Origin of the sequence: Francisella adeliensis, assembly GCF_003290445.1 — a bacterium.
In the GTDB taxonomy this organism is placed as follows: domain Bacteria; phylum Pseudomonadota; class Gammaproteobacteria; order Francisellales; family Francisellaceae; genus Francisella; species Francisella adeliensis.
In genome coordinates this window covers 1,493,728-1,512,013 of record NZ_CP021781.1, presented here as the reverse complement: position 1 = coordinate 1,512,013, position 18,286 = coordinate 1,493,728, and the positions used below count along the sequence as shown (strand labels likewise).

Here is an 18,286-nt window from a genome sequence, read left to right as displayed (position 1 = left end):
TGGAGGTTCATGTATATATAATTCAAATCAATATGAGTGTTATAAAACAGAACTTTTCAAATTTTAAAAAATCATTTAAGAAACCTAAAATACATGATTTTGGTGTATGTAAGTTTTTACAGCTAAAATATACTTTCATACCTATTGCACTGCTAGTTATTTATTTATTCTTTAATATTGATACACCAGTTGAGAACTATATAAAACATGATATGCCTAACTATATACCCCCATATTTTGAGATAATTACTCGTTTTGGGCTGGCTTTATACTTGTTGATACCTTTGGTGATTATAGTGATTGCTAGGCTGTTCATTGATGGTGATAAGTTATCTGAAAAACCACGGAACTTGTTTAACTGTGTAACATCTTACTCTTGGTTTTTGATTGCTACAGTCGCTATAAGTGGAATTGTTGGACAGATACTTAAATTTATAATCGGTAGAGCAAGACCTAAGTTTTTTTTAGAATATGGTTCGCATTATTTTCAGCATTTTCATAAGCCAGGTTACGACTTTGCAAGTATGCCATCTGGACACTCAATAACTATTGCAGCATTTTCTTTGGGATTGTTATATTTATTTCCTAAACTTAGAGTCTTCTGGGTATTTTGTGCTTTACTTGTGGCATTTAGTCGAGTTGTATTAGGATCTCATTACCCAAGTGATGTGGTTTTTGGCTTATCAGTAGGTTTTTATACAACAATATTTATATATTATTGGATGAAAAATAGAGAATTAATTTAAGATTAGTACGTAATTTCAGTTATAAGTTTGTTATAATCTTGCTTATCAAAAAGTATTTTAAAAAGTATATTAATTCATGACCTTAATAGATGGTAAAGCTCTCTCATTAAAACTTAAATCTCAATTAAAAGAACAAATCCAAGAATATAAGTCTCAAACGGGTATAGTACCTAAGCTTGTGGCTGTAATTGTTGGTGAAGATGCTGCAAGTAAAACTTATGTAGCTTCAAAAGAAAAGGCTTGTGCTAAAGTTGGAATTGATTCTGATATTATAACTTTACCTAGTAGTACTACAGAAGAAGAGCTATTAGATTTAATTGATAAATTAAACAATGATGATTCTGTGAATGGCATACTAGTACAGCTTCCACTTCCTGGTCACATTAATAAACATAAAGTCATATATAAGATACTACCTGAAAAAGATGTAGATGGATTCCATCCAGCAAATGTTGGTAGGTTACAGCTTAGAGATAAGAAGTGTCTAGAATCATGTACTCCGAAAGGCATAATGACTATGCTTAGAGAGTATGGTATTGATCTTGTTGGAGCAAATGCTGTAGTTGTTGGTGCAAGTAATATCGTAGGTAAGCCTGTTTCACAATTACTTCTAAATGCAAAAGCAACTGTAACTACTTGTCATAGGTTTACTAAAAACCTTAAAGAAATTACTAGAAATGCGGAAGTGTTAATAGTAGCTGTTGGTAAGCCTGGTTTTATCACAGCTGATATGGTTAAAGAAGGTGTTGTTGTGGTGGATGTAGGTATTAACTATGTTGATGGTAAAATATGTGGTGATGTTGATTTTGACGCTGTTAAAGAGAAAGCTGGTGCAATTACCCCAGTTCCAGGTGGAGTTGGTCCTATGACTATCACCGAGCTTCTTTATAATACTTTCCAATGTGCAAGAGATCAGCACTCAAATACATAAATCTTTTTTCTAAAATTAATGTCAAAATGGTATGATTGTCTTTAGGTAAATACTAAGGCATTTCAATGATTAAATCTTTAAAAAATTTGGCGGAACAAGCGGGTTTTGAATATTTTGGTGATGATACTGAAATACAAACTGTAGCTATAAATTCAAATGATATCCAGGATAACTGTTTATTTGTAGCAATAGTTGCTAATCGTGATGGCCATGAGTTTATTCCTCAAGCTCTATCTAATGGAGCAAAAGCAGTTTTAATATCGAAAAAACAAGATTTAGATATTCCACAAATAATTTGTGGCAATACTATAAAAGGCTTGCGAAAGCTTGCGACAGAGTATCGGAAAAGTCTGAATATGCCGGTTATCTCACTAACAGGAAGTTGTGGTAAAACAACAGTTAAAGAGATGATTGTAACGCTACTTGGTGATAAAAAAGTACACTTTACAAAAGGCAATCTAAATAATTACTTAGGTGTACCAATGACGATACTTGAAACCCCACAAGATGCTAAGTATGCAGTTGTTGAAGCAGGTACTAATGTTGGTGGAGAGATAAAAGCTGCTGCTGAAGTTATCCAACCGGATATTGCTTTGATTACAAATGTTGGAGCTTGTCACCTTGAAAATCTAAAAACTCTTGATGGTGTAATGACAGAAAAAGGTGAGCTTCTGAAAACCTTACCTAAAAATGGCTATAGCGTTATAAATCTTGATGATGAGAGAATTCTTGACTATGTAGAAAAACTAGAATGTAAAAGAATAACTTGCTCAATGCAAAATTCAAAAGCAGATATTTATATAAGAAAATATGAGCTTATTGATGATGTATATTATGTTGATATTATTATTTTTGATAGACAGTATAGTTATAAACTAGCAAATATCGGTAAGCATAATTTATTTAATAGTATTTTAGCAATAGGATCGCTTATAGCTGCGGGTCTTACTCCAGATGAAATTTTAGCGAACACACAAAACATTAAGAACTATGCAGGAAGGTTCTCTAGTGAAAAAATTACAAAAAATATAACACTTGTTGATGATAGTTATAATGCTAGTGTTTCAGCTGTTGAAGCTGCTATAGATGATTTGAATGAGTTCAAAGGTAGGAGTATTCTTGTACTAAGCGCAATGAGAGAGCTTGGTGAAGAAGCTGGATACTATCATCGACATATAGGTAAAACTCTTAAAAACTCTAATATAGATAGTGTTCTTTTATATGGTGATAATGAGTATGTTTCGATGATAGTCGAGGAAGCTAACAAACCATCAGTAGTACAATATAAAGCTAAAGCAGAATTGGAAGAAGATTTATATAGTACATTAAAAAATGAAAGTTCAGAATTTAAAATCATAGTTAAAGGAGCTAGACTTTATAAGATGGAAGAGATTGTTGAGTTTGTGAGAAGAGAGTTTTGAATGAAGAGTTTTGTATTTGATATAGATGGTACTATTTGTAATAATGCAAAGTATATCGATGAAGAAATTGAATGTGAAATAGCTAAAATATTAGATGCTAAAATTGATGTAGTTTTTGCATCAGCAAGACCAATAAGAGATATGTTGCCATTGCTTCCGGTCAAATATCATAAGTGTTTATTGATAGGTTGTAATGGGGGTATTAGCTATAAAGGTGGGGATTTTTTGAGTATAGCCTATTTTAAACATTTAGAGATTCAGGTTGTTTTAAAGTATCTAAAAAAACATAAGATTCCATTTGTACTTGATGGAGATTGGTTTTATAGTGTTTCAGAAAATTTCCATCCATTTCATAACTATATCCGTTCACTGAGTAATTACGAGTTTACTGAGAAAGAGATTGAGCAAAAAGGAATAACAAAAATTCTAATTTTAGATTCAAAGTTTAAATATCAAGTGGAAGATTTTCTAACTCATAATGGTATATCACATAGTTTAAACTTGCATACAAGAGATGATTGTTTTGATATCACTCCAAGTGCGAACAATAAATTAATTGCTTTGCAAAATTGTAATATTGATTTGACTAGTTCAGTAGTGTTTGGAAATGATAAAAATGATTTTGAAATGTTAAAAGAAGCCGGTAAATCTGTGTTTGTTGGGGATGATGGTTTTTTTGATAGAGCTGATGTTTATACTGAGTTTGAGGGTGTTGCAAAAATAATTTCTCAAGAAATTTTAAAATTAAAAAGATAAGGTAATAAGAATGAAAAAAATAGCAATTTTAGGTGCAATGGAAATAGAAATTCAACCGATACTTCCTAAGTTAGAAAGCTATAAAGAAGTTGAGTATGCAAATAATAAATATTACTTAGCTAAGCATAATGGTAATGAGCTAATTATAGCTTATAGTAAAATTGGTAAAGTTTTCTCAGCAATGACGGCTACCATTATGATTGAGCATTTTGGTGCGGAAATCTTGCTTTTTACTGGGGTCGCTGGTGGATTGCAGAATTTAAGCGTAGGTGATGTTATGATTGCAACTTCTACAGTTCAGCACGATGTTGATATTACAGCATTTGGTTATCCACATGGTAAAATTCCAACTTCAGAAGTAAATATTCCAACTTGTAAAAGTTTGTTTGAAAAAGCTCAAGAAGTAGCGAAAGGACAAAATCTTAGCCTAAAAACTGGAGTTATAGCAACTGGAGACCAGTTCATACATTCTTCTGAAAGAAAAGACTTCGTTATAAAAGAGTTTCAAGCTAGTGCTATTGAGATGGAAGGTGCGAGTGTGAATTTGGTTTGTAATGAGCTAAAAGTACCTAGCCTTATATTAAGAAGTATATCTGACACTGCTGATGGAGATGCTCCTGAGAATTTTGATGAATTTGCTAAAATGGCAGCTAATAGATCTGCTGACTTCGTATTAAATCTGATTGAGAAATTATAGTCTATGAAAACATATCTTGTAACTGGTGGTTCAGATGGTATTGGTAGAGCGGTAGTCTCAAAACTCGTATCTAAAGGGTATCGAGTAATAAATGTAGATATAAAAAAACCTCAAAAAATGCTTACTAATGAGATTTTTATAGAGATTGATTTGAGTCAATATCATGATGTGGATAAATATATTCCTTTAGGGTTTATGTATGATGGTGTATTTTTAAATGTTGGTAAACATACTAGCGGTACGATTTTTAGTCAAAGTTTAGAGGATATTGAATCGAGTATCTCTTTAAACTTATTATCAAATATTGCTGTAATAAAAGCACTTGAGCATAATTTTAGTGACAAAGCTACTATTGTATTTAACGGTTCTGACCAGTCGCTAATAGCTAAGCCTAATAGTTTTGCCTATGGTATGACAAAAGGAGCTATTGCTCAAATAACTAAATCATTAGCGTTAGATTTGGCTAGTAGAAATATCCGTGTAAATACAGTATGTCCGAGTACTACAAACACAAGTCTTTACCAAGATGCAATAGCTAGATTTGCTAAACGAGAGAATATCACATTAGCAGAGGCTGAGCAGATGGAAGCAAATGAGTTTCCGTTAGGTAGAATTGCAGAACCAGAAGAAGTAGCAAATGTAGTTTGTTTTTTACTATCAGATCAAAGTAGTTTTATGACTGGTAGTTTGGTACCTGTTGATGGTGGTTATACCGTAAAATGATGAAAGTCGTAGATTCACATATCCATTTTTGGGATTTACAAAATGGGTATAATGACTGGGTTAACAATACAGATTTACCTAAAGTGGTTACCCCTGATAGTCTAAATACTAACGCTTTTGTACATATAGAGGCTCACAGTGATATTTTTGAACCTTTATGTGAGTATAGCTGGCTAAAATCAAAGTTCCCTTGTGAAAATATAAAAGTAGTAGCTTTTGCTGATTTTACTTTGAGTTTAGGTGAGTTTGAAAAAAGTATTGAATATTTAGCTCAATATGAAGATATTATCGGTGTGCGTCAGATAATGTCAAAGACTGATAAGTCAAACTATAGTCCTTTTGATAAAGAGATTCCTAGGGATTTAAATAAAAAGTTAACGATCTTAAAAGACAATAATTTAGTGTTTGAAGCTCAAATGTATCCTGAGCAGTTTTTACCGCTTTTAGATAGTATCAATAATTCAGGCGTGAAGATAGCTATTGAGCATTTTGGGTTACCCTTATATGCTGAAAATGGCAGTGTTAAAGAATGGCAGACTTTTATCAAAAATATATCTCAAAATAAAAACTGGTACCTTAAGTTATCAGGTTTTGATTTAAACAATGATATTTGCGATGTAGATAGAGCTTTAGATTTTATTTTTGATTATATAAATCAAAAGCAACTTTGTTATGGCTCAAACTATCCAGTTTCATATACACAAGATTATAAATTTTGGCAGAATTACTTGAGAAAATATATAAATAATGAAAAAGTTTCACAGAATATATTTTGTAGGGTAGCTAGCGATATTTACTCAATTAATGATTGATAGTAAGGATAAATAAATGAAAATAATAGCAGTAGAAGTATTTGATATTTATTGTGATAAAAGACCTGCTTGGTCACCGGTTTTTGTAAAAGTAATTACGGATGAGGGTATCACAGGGGTTGGTGAGGCAGGATTAGCTTATGATTTAGGGCATTCTGCAGCAGCAAATATGATTCAAGAATTTGCCCAAGCTATAGTGATAGGTACTGATCCATTTAATAGTGAAAAACTATGGGATAGAATGCTACGTGAAAGTTTTTGGGGCTTAGGTGGTGGACCTGTTGTTTATGCTGCTATGAGTGCTATTGATATAGCTCTTTGGGACATCAAAGGTAAAGCGCTAGGACTACCAGTTTATGAATTATTAGGTGGTAAAACCAATCCTAAGTTGCGTACTTATGCTAGTCAACTTCAATTTGACTGGGATCAGTATGAGAGAAAAGCGTTATACAAGCCAGAAGATTATGCAAAAGCTACAGAAAAAGCAGTCGCAGAAGGCTATGATGCGATTAAAGTAGACCCTATGATGTTTGATGATAAGGGTGATACTTTATATGATTGCACTTTACCATTTCGCAGAAGTCATCTTAATCTTATTCGTGAAAGAATGCAGGCTATTCGTGATGTACTTGGTGAAAATGGCGATATTATTTTTGAGTGTCATAGTTTACCAAGTCTTACATCAGCATTACAGTTAGGTGAGATAGCTGAAGACTTTAAATGTCTTTATTTTGAAGAGCCGGTGAATTACTTAAACAGTAAATTACATGAGCCACTTAAACAAAAGCTTGATGTGCCGATTGCTGCAGGTGAGAGGCTATATTTGCGTCATGGTGTGAGAGAATATATCGAAAAACAAACTATAGATATCTTACAGCCAGATATCGGCTTGTGTGGTGGTTTAACTGAAGCTAAGAAAATTTGTGACTATGTTGATATGTATGATGTGAAAATTCAAGCACATGTTTGTGGTGGTCCAATAGCTACAGCAGCAAGTTTACACCTTGAAACAGCTATACCTAACTTTATGATACATGAGCATCATACTTATGCTTTAAAAGACTTTAATAGAGAGCTTTGTATACAAGACCCTCAACCAATAAATGGCTTTTTTGAAGCTCCAAACACTCCAGGCTTAGGTATTGAGATAAATGAAAAAGCTTTATCTAAGAAAACAATTAAGGTTGTTGTAAAATAATCAGTAAAAATTTTTATCAAATTTTGGTAACTCCTTCTATAGCTTTATTATATAGCTGTTTATGAATTCTTACTTTTCTTATATAATTAAGTAAACTTTCTAAGTATTTTATAATATGAAACAAGATAAGCTCCCAGTTTTAAATATATCCAATAAGCTAAACCAACTTATAGATCTATTTATTAATGATCTTCGTCAAGATGGTTTTAGGGGTGATCTTCACGAAGATTATGCTTCTAGAATATCAACATCAATGGATAATAGTGTCTATATGGTGGTTCCTGAGCTAGTTGTTTTTCCAAGGTCAAAATCAGATGTTGAGATTGTATTTAAACTAGCAAGTTTAGAAAAATATCGTGAAATGAAATTTGCACCAAGAGGTGGAGGCACTGGAACAGCAGGGCATTCATTATGTGCGGGTGTGATAGTTGATAGTAGTCGTTATATGAATCAAATTTTAGAAGTTAATCTAGATGATGAATTTGTTGTTGTGCAGCCAGGAGTCGTTTTAGATCAGTTAAACGATAAGATTGCCAATAGTGAGTATTTTTTTGCACCAAACCTTTCTCCTAGTAACCGTGCTACTTTAGGTGGTATGGTAAATACTGATGCGTGTGGTAAAGGCTCAAGGATTTATGGTCGTACTAGTGCGCATATTTTAGAGCTAGAATGTATGCTAGTAACTGGTCATAATATTCGTACCAAGACTATTTCTGTGGATGATATTCAAAGTAGTAATTTAAGTGAAGTTGAGAAAAATATTTATACTACTATAGAAGAGCAAATAGTAGATAATTATTATCAAATAGAATCTGAAATGCCTAAGCTAAGTAGGTTTCTGACAGGATATAACCTTTCTAAAACCTATGATAAGCCAAATAACAAAATAAACCTTAGCTATTTAATTTCAGGTTCAGAAGGCACGCTTGCATTTGTTACAGAAATGAAGTTAAAACTTACTAAAAAACCGAAGTTTAAAGCATTGTTTGCTGTATCGTATGCTAGGTTTGATGAGGCTTTAAAAGCTGCTAGAGATTTATTGGTTTATGAGCCATCAGCGATAGAAACTATTGATAATAATATCGTAAGGCTAGCAAAAGAAGATGAAGTGTATCATCGTATCAAGCATATGATAGAGAAAGATCATTCTCAAGAAGTTGCTGCAATAAATTTCATAGAATTTATTGGTGAAACTCAAGCTATTGTTGATAATAAAACTGCCGGGTTAGAAAAACTGCTTTTAGATGATAATAAGATTTATCATTTAACTGAAGATACTGCTGAGATGAATAGCTTATGGGAGTTGCGTAAAAAAGGGGTTGGCTTGCTTGGTGCTATGAAAGGAAACCGCAAACCAATACCTTTTATTGAAGATACCGCTGTTGCTCCAGAAAATTTAGCAGATTATATTAAAGATTTATCTAAACTTTTAGATAGTTATGATGTTAAGTATGGGATGTTTGGTCATGTAGATGTTGGTTGTTTACATATTCGACCCGCGTTAGATATGAGTGATGAAAATGATGCTAAAAAAGTCTCAGAAATCACTAAGAAAGTAAGCCAGTTGGTGAAAAAGCATGGTGGTATACTTTGTGCTGAGCATGGTCATGGTTATCGTAGCGAATACCTTAAAGATTTTTTTGGTGAAGATCTGTATAAGAGTCTAGGGCATATTAAACAAGCATTTGACCCATATAACCAACTTAACCCTGGTAAAATCACAACTCCAGCAAATAGTAAGGATAATATAGTCAAAGTAGCAGGTCCTTTTAGGGGGGCTATAGATAACAGTGTATCAAAAGAAATGCGTGAGCAATTTTCAGGTGCTTATAATTGTAATGGTAATTCTCAGTGCTTAAATTATGATTATGATACTGCTATTTGTCCATCTGCTAAGGTAAGTAGAAACTGGCTGTATTCACCGAAAGGTCGCTCAGCGATATTACGAGAGTGGTTAAATCAACTTTCAGCTAAAGGATATTCAACAGTAAGTAATGATTATAAAGTAGGCATAGATAGACTAAAAGATTTTAAAGAAGACTTTTCGCATGAAGTTTATGATTCATTAGATAAGTGCTTAGGTTGTAAGGCCTGCGTTACAGGGTGCCCGATAAAAGTAGATATTCCAAGTATGAAGTCGCAATTTTTAGCACATTATCATTCTAAATATCGTCGTCCAGCAACTGATTATTTTGTGAAATTTAGTGAGAGTATACTTAGTCTGAACTTATCTGCACCAAAGATGTTTAATGATATTTTTAATACTCAATTTGTGAGAGCTGGTTTAGGGAATATTATTGGATTTGTGGATACTCCTGTTATTAGTAGCTTAAATCTTCGCAAAGAGCTTAGTCGTAGAGGTGCATTTGAATTTGATCTTAAAGAAATGCAAAAATTAACGGAAGATGAAAAATCAAAATCAGTATGTATCGTGCAAGATATTTTCACATCTTTATATGATACGCATATAGTACTAAGTTTATATGATCTACTTACAGCTTTAGGTTATCGGGTATATTTAGCACCATTTAAAGTAAATGGTAAGCCTTCACATGTAAAAGGTTTTTTAAAGTATTTTGATAAACAAGCAAATAAAGCTACGAAGCTTTATAACAAAATATCTGGTATCGGTATAGATATGATTGGAGTCGATCCTGCTATGACCTTAGTTTATCGAGATGAATATAAGAAATACTTGAAAGGTAAGGTCGAGTTTAAAGTTAAAATGATTCAAGAATGGCTGTATGAGCAATTACCAAATTTACCAACAGTATCAACTAAATATGAAGGTAAGATAAATATATTTAATCACTGTACCGAAAAATCACTATCTCCAGTATCGGTGGATCAGTGGCAAAAAGTCTTTAAACATTTTGGTATAGAAGCAGAAGCTGTAAAAATTGGTTGTTGTGGAATGTCTGGAAGTTTTGGGCATGAAGTTAAACACCTTGAAGCATCAAAACAAATTTATAATTTAAGCTGGAAAGATAAAATTGAGAAGTTCGGAATTAGAAATTCTGTGGTCACAGGTTTTTCTTGTCGTTGTCAAATTAAAAGGGTTGAAGGGCACACTATAAAACATCCGATCGAGTTATTAGAATTAAATTATAAAAAGTCACAAAAAGCGTTGACATAAAAAAATTAAAAAGTATAATACTTCTCATCTACCGGGATGTTAGCTCAGTTGGTAGAGCAGTTGGCTTTTAACCAATTGGTCACAGGTTCGAATCCTGTACATCCCACCATTATTTTTCAAAAAATCACCCCTTTAAAAATAAATAGAAAACAAGTAGTAATTTTAGTATCTAAAATAGATGCATTATTCTGTTATTGATAATTATAATGTTATTCAAGTATAAATCTATCAGGTAGCAATTCATCAATTGTAGTTTCTTTTATATCTGATTTTGCATTATTTGAAAATAGTACAATACATTCAGTAGTTAGTAGTTCAGTCATTACTTGTCTACAAGTTCCACATGATGATGAAGCTTTTGGAGTATCTGTGATAGTTGCTATCATTTTGATATCTTCTTTTCGAAAGCCTTGGCTGTAAGCCGCAAATAAAGCAGACCTTTCGGCACAATTACTTGGACCATAAGCACAATTTTCGACATTAGCCCCTAAAATGTAGCTACCATCTTTCATAAGAAGGGCTGCACCAACTTTGAAGTTTGAGTATGGTGCATAGGCATTGTTTGAAGCTTCGATAGCTTTGTCTATTAGTTTGTTTTTATCTGCTGATGTCATTTTTAATTATATTTACAGAGTCGATAGCTTCCATTCTATCTGATGTGCGGATTAATTCAACTAATTTGATTTAAACCAAAACAAGGAGTATTAGATTATGTCTATTTGTAACGGTGTTTAATCTATGATAGTTTTAGTGTCAATAATTTTTCCTAATTTTAAGTAAAGAGTCGTGCCAATTATTAATTCAATACTACCAATTTTGGTACTTTTGATTTCAGGCTTTATGATAGAGAAATTTTGGCTTAAAGATAAAAGTTTTTGGTCGGCTATAAATAAACTTGTTTACTATATATTTTTTCCATCACTAATAGTTTATGATGTCGCAAATGCTAGTATTGCATATTCAAGCTCGGGATTTATTGTAGTCTTAATCGTTCTAGTTTTTATTCTACTGTTCTTTTTAAGAGCATTTAAGTTTTTTTTCAAAGATGAAAAGTTTTGGGTGGTTTTTGTCCAAGGTTCTTTTAGGTACAACAGTTATGTATTTATAGGTGTTACGGTTTCATACTTCAACCCTGCAGAAGCTATGCCTATTATTGCAATTATTACAGCATCTATGATTGCTTTAGCAAATATTGTTGGTTTAATAATGCTTAATGAAAAGGATCCCAAAAATAAAAAAAACCTATTTGCAGTGATTATCGAACTTTTAAGGAATCCTTTGATTATTGCATGTATCTTAGGTTTTGTGTTTAATGTTTTAGCTAAATATGTTCCTATAATTCTCAACATAGATCCTTTAAATCTAGTATTAAGTAACTTTAGTTCAGCTTCGATTGTTTTAAGTATTATGGCTGTTGGAGCTAGTATTAAGTTTAATATTAATATGCTTAAGATCGTTGGGATTATTAATTGTTCAATCGTTAAATTAATAATATTTCCAGTTGCAGTGGTGTTGGTACTAAGTCCTTTAGGTTTTGATAAAACTCTTGTAGCTATTTGCATGATATATGCTGCATCACCTGCTAGTACAAGTGCTTATGCTATGGTATATCTTTTAAAGGGAGATCATGAATCAATGGGGAATATTATAAGTATGCAAACAGTAATGTGTATTGTTACAATTCCAATATTACTATTGATATTTCCATACTTATTTAACCTATGGAATTAAAAGTCTATTACTTAAGATTTTGTACACAAACTATATATTATTCAAAATATCTTTTATAATAAAACCAAAATATTTTACCCTAAAGACTAATGTCAAAAAAACTATATGCTGATTTTATAACGATAGAAGATTTCTTACCATGTGAAACACCAGAAGAGTGGGTTGATAAGGCTTTAGCAAATCAGGAGCTGATGCTTATTGATCATGCGCACTGTGAAATGAAAGCAGCCTCATCAGCGATGACTTATCTTTATAAATACTCAGATAAACCAGAGCTTATAACTAAAATGTCAAAGATTGCTCGAGAAGAGTTAGTACATTTTGAACAAGTTATGCGAATACTAAAAAAACGCAAAATTGAGTTTAAAGCAATTTCAGCATCTAGATATGCAAGTGAGCTGATAAAAAATACTCGTACAGACAAGCATGGTAGATTTATTGATGCTTTAATTGTAGGTGCATATATTGAAGCACGATCATGTGAAAGGTTTGCAAAAATAGCCCCTCATCTTGATGCAGATTTACAAAAGTTTTATAGCGGATTACTAGAGTCGGAGAAAAGACATTTTACAATTTATTTGGATTTTGCACAGAAATACTCTTCCACAGACATAGCACCAAGCATTGAGAGATTAGCTAAAGTTGAGCAAAACTTGATTTTATCAAAAGATTATGAGTTTAGATTTCATAGTGGAATTTAAAGAAATTAATTTATTTATAATAATTTTAAGTATAGTATTAAATGCAAGGGTTTTAAATCAATAAGGTTTTGCATGAAGATTAAAATACTAGTAGGAGCTATCGCTGTAGCTTGTGGCGTTGTAGCTATTGGGGTTTATAATACAAAAGAACAAGAAGATCATGGAGTTACAGTAAATACTCATAAAGATTTATATCAGCCGTATATTAAGCAAGCAAAAGATATCGTCTCAAAGATGACTCTTGATGAGAAAATTGGTCAAATGATAGTTCCAACTACAACTATTTTGATACCTAATCTACAAGATGCTAAGTATTTAAGCACTCTTTCTGATAAAGAACTAATCATAAAGTTTGGATTAGATAAAATAAAAAAATACCATATTGGTTCAGTCTTAGTGGGCGGTAATGATGTACCGTTTGATGCTAATGATCCATCTTTAAAAATGTGGCAAAAAATTGCTAGATTAGCAAAAAGCCAATACTCAGGACCTAAAGGGACAGAGCTTCTGTTAGGAACTGATGAAGTTCATGGTAACCAACATGTATTAGGCTCACCATTATTTCCACAAAATATAGGTTTAGGAGCTACACATAATCCAAAATTAGTCAGAGAAACAGCTAGAATGACAGCTGCAGGAACTTTAGAATCTGGCTTTAACTGGGTTTACGCGCCTACTGTAGCTATTGCTCATGATTATAGATGGGGTAGAGCTTATGAGTCATTTTCGCAAGATCCAAATGTTGTGAAAACAATGGCATATAATTTTGTACAAGGCATGCAGGATGTTCAAAATAAGCATGTAACAGGTACTTTAGCTACAGTTAAGCATTTTATAGCTGATGGAAGAACTATTAATGGTCTTGATGAAGGAAATGCTGAGATTACTAATTTCGATGAATTATGGAAAACTGATGGAGCAGGATATCGTGGAGCTATAAATGCAAGTGCTGGTAGTATGATGCCTTCATATAGTAGTTTAAATGGTATTCCAATGCATTTTGGTGGAGATAAAGGTCTTCTTAAGAAAATTACTACAACAGGTATTGATGGCTATAAATTCGATGGTTTTGTTGTATCTGATTATGCAGCAATATCAAAAGCTCAAGCAAAATATAATATGTTAAACAAGCAAAGTAAAATTTCATTTATAGATGCATTATCTATGTCAATCAATAATGGTGTAGATATGATTATGTTTGGTATATTTAATACAGGTATTCCTAATCATTATCCTAAAGAATTCTTGGGAGAACAGCCAAAAAATATTAGTAAGAATTACACTGAAATACAAAATAAAGTAGCATGGCCAAGAACCATGGAGGGTTACAATTATAGTAATGCAGAAGATGTACTAAAAGCTATAAAATTTGCAGTAACACAACACAAGATTCCGATGTCGCGAGTAGATCAAGCGGTAACTAGAATTATAGCGGTTAAATTAGCTATGAAACCAAGTATGAAACCCATTACGAATGAGAAGATTAAGCAAACAGCTCTAGAGGCTGCAGAACAATCATTAGTGCTTCTCAAAAATAAAGATAAAACATTACCCGTGAAAATTAGTAAAATTAAAAATGTAGTGTTGATGGGTGCTTATGATGATATAGGTCGCCAAAATGGTGGGTGGACTATATTATGGCAAGGCTTTACTGGTAATAAATGGTGGATGCCAGGAGCTTATGGTAAGGAGCATAGTGGAGCTACAAGTACACTTGATGGGTTAAAGTCAGATCTACCAAAAGGTACTAGATTTATTACAAACCTTAAAGAAAATAAATTACAGTTAAGTAGAGCTGACACTATAGCTATTATAGTTTTGTCAGAAAACCCTTATGCTGAATATCATGGGGATGTTGCAAATAACAACCCTCTATTTACAGATGAACATAAGGAACCACAAAATAAATTCTTAGGTTTGAAGTTCAGTGAAAGTCAAGCTACTCAAATCAAAGAATTAAAAGCTAAAGGAATACCTATAATTACAGTGATTCAATCAGGTAGACCAGTGGTTATAACAGCTGGTGCAGATAAAGCACCTTTACAAAATAGTGATGCTCTAATTGCTGCATGGTTACCAGGTACTAGCGGTGGACAAGCAATTGCAAACACTATTACAGGAAAATATAAACTTAAATCTTTCCATACTTTTATAAATGGTAAACAATACAGTAGCAATACTCTTCCATTTGCTTGGCCAAAAGATATGCATGAAGTTAGAAATCATAACTATAGTCTATTTAAAGAGGGTTACGGCTTAAATAACTGAAGTTACGGCAATTAATATCTTAAAATATATTTTTCACAGCATAAGGCGTTTTCTATCTTTGGCAAATATGCTATCTTAGTATTGATGAAATTATCGAGGTAAGTATGCTAAAAAAAATTATTTTAACAGGCCTTGTACTATCTGGTTTTGGTACGGCATTTAGTTTAACAAATACTGAGAAACAATACTCACAGCAAGCTCTGAAAGCTCTTGATAAAGGTGACTATAAGTCGTATTACTATCTAAAATCTAGGCTGAAAAATGCAAGTATTTATCCGTATCTTCAATACAGAGAAATAAGTAAAGATCCTGGTATGTTTGAGCAATCGACTATAGACCGTTATCTTAAGCAAAATAAAGGTAAGTATTGGGATACTAGGTTATCCAAAGATTTAGCAACTTATTATGCTAAAAATCATAAGTGGAAGAAGTTTGACGAATACTATAATAATGATCTTGGAGTATCTGGTAAATGTTGGGCAATTCAATCAGAGCATGAGTTAGGTGATAAAAATAAAGCTTTAGATGCTTATGGGCAGTTATGGCAAAATCGTGTCTATATGGCTTCAGGTTGTACCGAAATGCAAAAACTTTGGGATAACTCAGATAATAAGCCAAAAAACTATATTGTCAGCAAGGCTTATAATCTAGCATTCGCGAATAAATTTAGTGATAGCTTATGGCTTTTAAATACTTTTGTTGATAATAATAAAGACTATGTGGATTATATAAATGCATGGAAAGCTGCTACAAAAGATCCAAGCAAACTTGATAGCTTTATTGCAAAATACCATAACTATAGATATTTCGATAAAATCTTCGTAGATATATCAAAAGATTTAGTTAAAAAAGATGATCAAGCATATGCAAAACTTTGGGATAACCTTAAAAATAAAAAATATCTAGATAAAAAAACTAAGGCTGAATGTATATCTGCTATAGCTGTAAGTTTTGCTAGGTCACAGTCACCGCAGGCAAAGCAATGGTTAGCTAAAGTAGATAAGAGATATCTTACAGCTATAGCTTGGGAATGGCTACTTAGAGTTGATTTATATAATAATAATTTTAATGATTATATAAAAACATATTATCAATTACCTAAAAAATCTCAGCAAGATGAGGCTTGGAAGTACTGGCTTGCATATAGTTATAAAAAAACAAACCAAAAATCAAAAGCTAAGCCGATATTTGAAGAACTAACAAAAGTACCTTTAGACTATTATTCATTTCTAGCATCTGATGAGCTTGATAAACCTTACAATTTTGGTAATCAACAAGCTGATGATATAACTTCTAGAGAAGCAAAAGACTTGCTTAACCAAGATCCTATTTTAGAAGCTATTGATTTATACAGAATTGGTGAATATAAAGAATCTACAAATATCTGGAAATGGGATATAAGAGCAAAGCTAAAAAATAGAGAGATAACACAAATTAAGGAGTTATCTCGTTTAGCGGAAAGTCATAATATGTATTATGCTGCGATATTTAATATGGCTGTAATAGGTAAGTTCTCAAATATAGAATTACTTTTCCCTAAAGCATTTATATCTGAAGTTAATAAAAATGCTGATAAATTCGATATAAATAAAGATTTAGTACTTTCGATAATGCGTAAAGAATCTTTGTTTGATGTTGAAGCTGGCTCGTATGCTGGTGCTAAGGGTTTGATGCAAGTTACAGAACCTACAGCTAACTTTATTGCTAAAAAATATAAACTACCTATGGTTGGCGATAAATCTGAAGGTATGTCTACACAGATTTATATTCCTGCGAATAATATTAAATTAGGTACAGCTAACTTATATTTTTTAGAAAAACTTTTTGATAAAAACCCAATACTTGGAATATGTGCATATAACGCAGGACCTGGTAATGTTAATAAGTGGCTTGGTAAAGAAGTAACTGCTCCAATATGGATTGAAAATGTTCCTTATGGAGAAACTAGACATTATGTGCGTAAAGTACTTGTGTATATGATGGTTTATAATAATTTTATTTTCAAAGATAAGAAGAATAAAATCAGTGATTTCTTAGATTATAAGATATCTTCTAAGCAGAAGTTTAGATAGTCGTTTTTTTAAAAATATAGGTTGTTAATAATGAAAATAGTAAAAGTTTTAGTTGGGACTATTCTAGCTTCTTCAGTTTATGCTAGTAATACTGATAAGTATAATTTCTGTGGCTATAAGCAAGTTATAACAGATCCAGAAGAAAGTCAGCAGTTTAAAGATTTGAAAATGGATGATAACTTTGTGGTAAAACCTAATGCAACAAAATCTACTAGTAACAAAATCTTAGACAATGTGATTTTGGGTTATGGTGAGACTTTGAAGAAATATGTGGTTAAGCCTTATAATAAAGCTAATGCAAAAGCAGACTATATAGACCTTCCAGAAATGAGTCCATTTATGATGGCTTATTATAAAGACTTTAAGAAAACTGCAATACCAGCTGCCTGGGTATATTGGGTAGGTGATGGTGAAACAAGTATAGATCATAACTTCCAGCCAACTCATAGAGTGCTAGAGGTTGTAAACTTTATATTTGTAGTTAAGGGAGCTAAAGATAGAGCCGAGGCTGATAAAACAGTAGTAGATGAGTTAGAAAAAACAAGTTTCACAAAAGATTATTCTGATCAGCATTCATCAGGCTATGCAGGTTTATTTAAACAAGATGGTAAACTACAAACTTTCGATCAGATAGGTGGTCAAGTTAATGGTAACTACCATGGTTATACTTTTGAGGATGTTGATAATCCTGATATCGGAGGGAGTCATTTTAGAGTCTTAGGCCCAGTATATAACAAAGAGCAAAATACTTATGTTTATACTGCATCTTTGTCTAAAGAATCACCTCGCTATAGAGCTAAACAAGGTATGTGTGGGCATATGTTCCAATCTTTTACTCTTGCAAAAACAAAGCTTGCTCTTGATCTTTTAAATAATAAAGCTGCTCATGTATATACTACAAATCTACATACTACAGTAGAAGATAATTACTCTAGTAAATACCCATCTAATGAGACTTATTTTACAGGGGATCAGCAAGTTACAGGCAATCAGCTAACAGATGTAGCATTTGTTGCAGTTATGGATGCTAATTAACAAACAACTTTTATCTTTAAAATCAGCCATGATTTTCACCTTTAAATGTAGTAGTATTT

The 18,286-nt window shown here is 32.3% G+C and carries 15 protein-coding genes and 1 tRNA gene; 15 read left to right on the top strand and 1 reads right to left on the bottom strand.

The window, feature by feature from the left end:
• The first annotated feature begins 32 nt into the window (after window positions 1-32).
• The 10 genes from lpxE to CDH04_RS07255 all read left to right on the top strand — a co-directional run bounded on the left by lpxE (window position 33) and on the right by CDH04_RS07255 (window position 10,529).
• Window positions 33-746: a lipid A 1-phosphatase LpxE gene (gene lpxE, locus CDH04_RS07300; protein ID WP_174208883.1), complete on the top strand. Its 714-nt coding sequence runs from the start codon at window positions 33-35 to the stop codon at window positions 744-746.
• A 76-nt stretch (window positions 747-822) separates the two neighbouring features.
• Window positions 823-1,677: a bifunctional methylenetetrahydrofolate dehydrogenase/methenyltetrahydrofolate cyclohydrolase FolD gene (gene folD / locus CDH04_RS07295; RefSeq protein ID WP_112870392.1), complete on the top strand. Its 855-nt coding sequence runs from the start codon at window positions 823-825 to the stop codon at window positions 1,675-1,677.
• Between the two features lie 65 nt (window positions 1,678-1,742).
• Complete coding sequence (locus tag CDH04_RS07290; protein WP_112870391.1) at window positions 1,743-3,098, top strand: UDP-N-acetylmuramoyl-tripeptide--D-alanyl-D-alanine ligase; 1,356 nt, start codon at window positions 1,743-1,745, stop codon at window positions 3,096-3,098.
• Complete coding sequence (locus tag CDH04_RS07285) at window positions 3,099-3,854, top strand: HAD-IIB family hydrolase (RefSeq protein ID WP_112870390.1); 756 nt, start codon at window positions 3,099-3,101, stop codon at window positions 3,852-3,854. It abuts the gene before it with no gap.
• Between the two features lie 10 nt (window positions 3,855-3,864).
• Complete coding sequence (locus CDH04_RS07280; protein ID WP_112870389.1) at window positions 3,865-4,551, top strand: 5'-methylthioadenosine/adenosylhomocysteine nucleosidase; 687 nt, start codon at window positions 3,865-3,867, stop codon at window positions 4,549-4,551.
• A gap of 3 nt (window positions 4,552-4,554) precedes the next feature.
• On the top strand, window positions 4,555-5,274 hold the full coding sequence (locus CDH04_RS07275) for an SDR family NAD(P)-dependent oxidoreductase (RefSeq protein WP_112870388.1): 720 nt from the start codon (window positions 4,555-4,557) through the stop codon (window positions 5,272-5,274).
• Window positions 5,274-6,086, top strand: a complete 813-nt coding sequence (locus CDH04_RS07270; RefSeq protein WP_112870926.1) for an amidohydrolase family protein — start codon at window positions 5,274-5,276, stop codon at window positions 6,084-6,086. The genes CDH04_RS07275 and CDH04_RS07270 overlap by 1 nt, the downstream gene beginning before the upstream one ends.
• Before the next feature lie 16 nt (window positions 6,087-6,102).
• Window positions 6,103-7,284 carry a mandelate racemase/muconate lactonizing enzyme family protein gene (locus tag CDH04_RS07265; protein ID WP_112870387.1) on the top strand — a complete coding sequence of 394 codons (1,182 nt, stop codon included), beginning with the start codon at window positions 6,103-6,105 and terminating at the stop codon, window positions 7,282-7,284.
• 115 nt (window positions 7,285-7,399) lie between these two features.
• On the top strand, window positions 7,400-10,420 hold the full coding sequence (locus CDH04_RS07260; protein WP_112870386.1) for an FAD-binding and (Fe-S)-binding domain-containing protein: 3,021 nt from the start codon (window positions 7,400-7,402) through the stop codon (window positions 10,418-10,420).
• A gap of 33 nt (window positions 10,421-10,453) precedes the next feature.
• Window positions 10,454-10,529: transfer RNA gene (locus tag CDH04_RS07255), tRNA-Lys, on the top strand.
• A 100-nt stretch (window positions 10,530-10,629) separates the two neighbouring features.
• Here the strand turns inward: CDH04_RS07255 and cdd are convergent.
• Window positions 10,630-11,034 (bottom strand): cytidine deaminase, encoded by a 405-nt coding sequence (gene cdd, locus CDH04_RS07250; protein ID WP_112870385.1) that lies wholly within the window; start codon window positions 11,032-11,034, stop codon window positions 10,630-10,632.
• A gap of 172 nt (window positions 11,035-11,206) precedes the next feature.
• On the opposite strand from cdd, the gene CDH04_RS07245 reads away from it, so the two are divergent.
• From CDH04_RS07245 to CDH04_RS07225, 5 genes are all read left to right on the top strand, one after another.
• The gene (locus CDH04_RS07245; RefSeq protein WP_112870384.1) at window positions 11,207-12,151 is read left to right on the top strand and encodes an AEC family transporter; all 945 of its coding nucleotides are present in this window, start codon (window positions 11,207-11,209) and stop codon (window positions 12,149-12,151) included.
• A gap of 89 nt (window positions 12,152-12,240) precedes the next feature.
• Complete coding sequence (locus CDH04_RS07240; RefSeq protein ID WP_112870383.1) at window positions 12,241-12,852, top strand: MiaE family protein; 612 nt, start codon at window positions 12,241-12,243, stop codon at window positions 12,850-12,852.
• A 72-nt stretch (window positions 12,853-12,924) separates the two neighbouring features.
• Window positions 12,925-15,120 carry a glycoside hydrolase family 3 protein gene (locus tag CDH04_RS07235; protein ID WP_112870382.1) on the top strand — a complete coding sequence of 732 codons (2,196 nt, stop codon included), beginning with the start codon at window positions 12,925-12,927 and terminating at the stop codon, window positions 15,118-15,120.
• Window positions 15,121-15,224: 104 nt separating this feature from the next.
• Window positions 15,225-17,192, top strand: a complete 1,968-nt coding sequence (locus CDH04_RS07230) for a lytic transglycosylase domain-containing protein (protein WP_112870381.1) — start codon at window positions 15,225-15,227, stop codon at window positions 17,190-17,192.
• Between the two features lie 30 nt (window positions 17,193-17,222).
• Entirely contained in the window at window positions 17,223-18,227 is a 1,005-nt protein-coding gene (locus CDH04_RS07225) for a hypothetical protein (protein ID WP_112870380.1), read from the top strand.
• The last annotated feature ends 59 nt before the right edge of the window (window positions 18,228-18,286 follow it).

Bases quoted from the DNA above. Each gene is read 5' to 3' on its own strand.
- lpxE (WP_174208883.1), top strand. From the start codon at position 33: ATGAGTGTTATAAAACAGAACTTTTCAAATTTTAAAAAATCATTTAAG.
- cdd (WP_112870385.1), bottom strand. From the start codon at position 11,034: ATGACATCAGCAGATAAAAACAAACTAATAGACAAAGCTATCGAAGCT.
- CDH04_RS07275 (WP_112870388.1), top strand. From the start codon at position 4,555: ATGAAAACATATCTTGTAACTGGTGGTTCAGATGGTATTGGTAGAGCG.
- folD (WP_112870392.1), top strand. From the start codon at position 823: ATGACCTTAATAGATGGTAAAGCTCTCTCATTAAAACTTAAATCTCAA.
- CDH04_RS07290 (WP_112870391.1), top strand. From the start codon at position 1,743: ATGATTAAATCTTTAAAAAATTTGGCGGAACAAGCGGGTTTTGAATAT.
- CDH04_RS07265 (WP_112870387.1), top strand. From the start codon at position 6,103: ATGAAAATAATAGCAGTAGAAGTATTTGATATTTATTGTGATAAAAGA.
- CDH04_RS07230 (WP_112870381.1), top strand. From the start codon at position 15,225: ATGCTAAAAAAAATTATTTTAACAGGCCTTGTACTATCTGGTTTTGGT.
- CDH04_RS07270 (WP_112870926.1), top strand. From the start codon at position 5,274: ATGAAAGTCGTAGATTCACATATCCATTTTTGGGATTTACAAAATGGG.
- CDH04_RS07285 (WP_112870390.1), top strand. From the start codon at position 3,099: ATGAAGAGTTTTGTATTTGATATAGATGGTACTATTTGTAATAATGCA.
- CDH04_RS07260 (WP_112870386.1), top strand. From the start codon at position 7,400: ATGAAACAAGATAAGCTCCCAGTTTTAAATATATCCAATAAGCTAAAC.
- CDH04_RS07235 (WP_112870382.1), top strand. From the start codon at position 12,925: ATGAAGATTAAAATACTAGTAGGAGCTATCGCTGTAGCTTGTGGCGTT.
- CDH04_RS07225 (WP_112870380.1), top strand. From the start codon at position 17,223: ATGAAAATAGTAAAAGTTTTAGTTGGGACTATTCTAGCTTCTTCAGTT.
- CDH04_RS07240 (WP_112870383.1), top strand. From the start codon at position 12,241: ATGTCAAAAAAACTATATGCTGATTTTATAACGATAGAAGATTTCTTA.
- CDH04_RS07280 (WP_112870389.1), top strand. From the start codon at position 3,865: ATGAAAAAAATAGCAATTTTAGGTGCAATGGAAATAGAAATTCAACCG.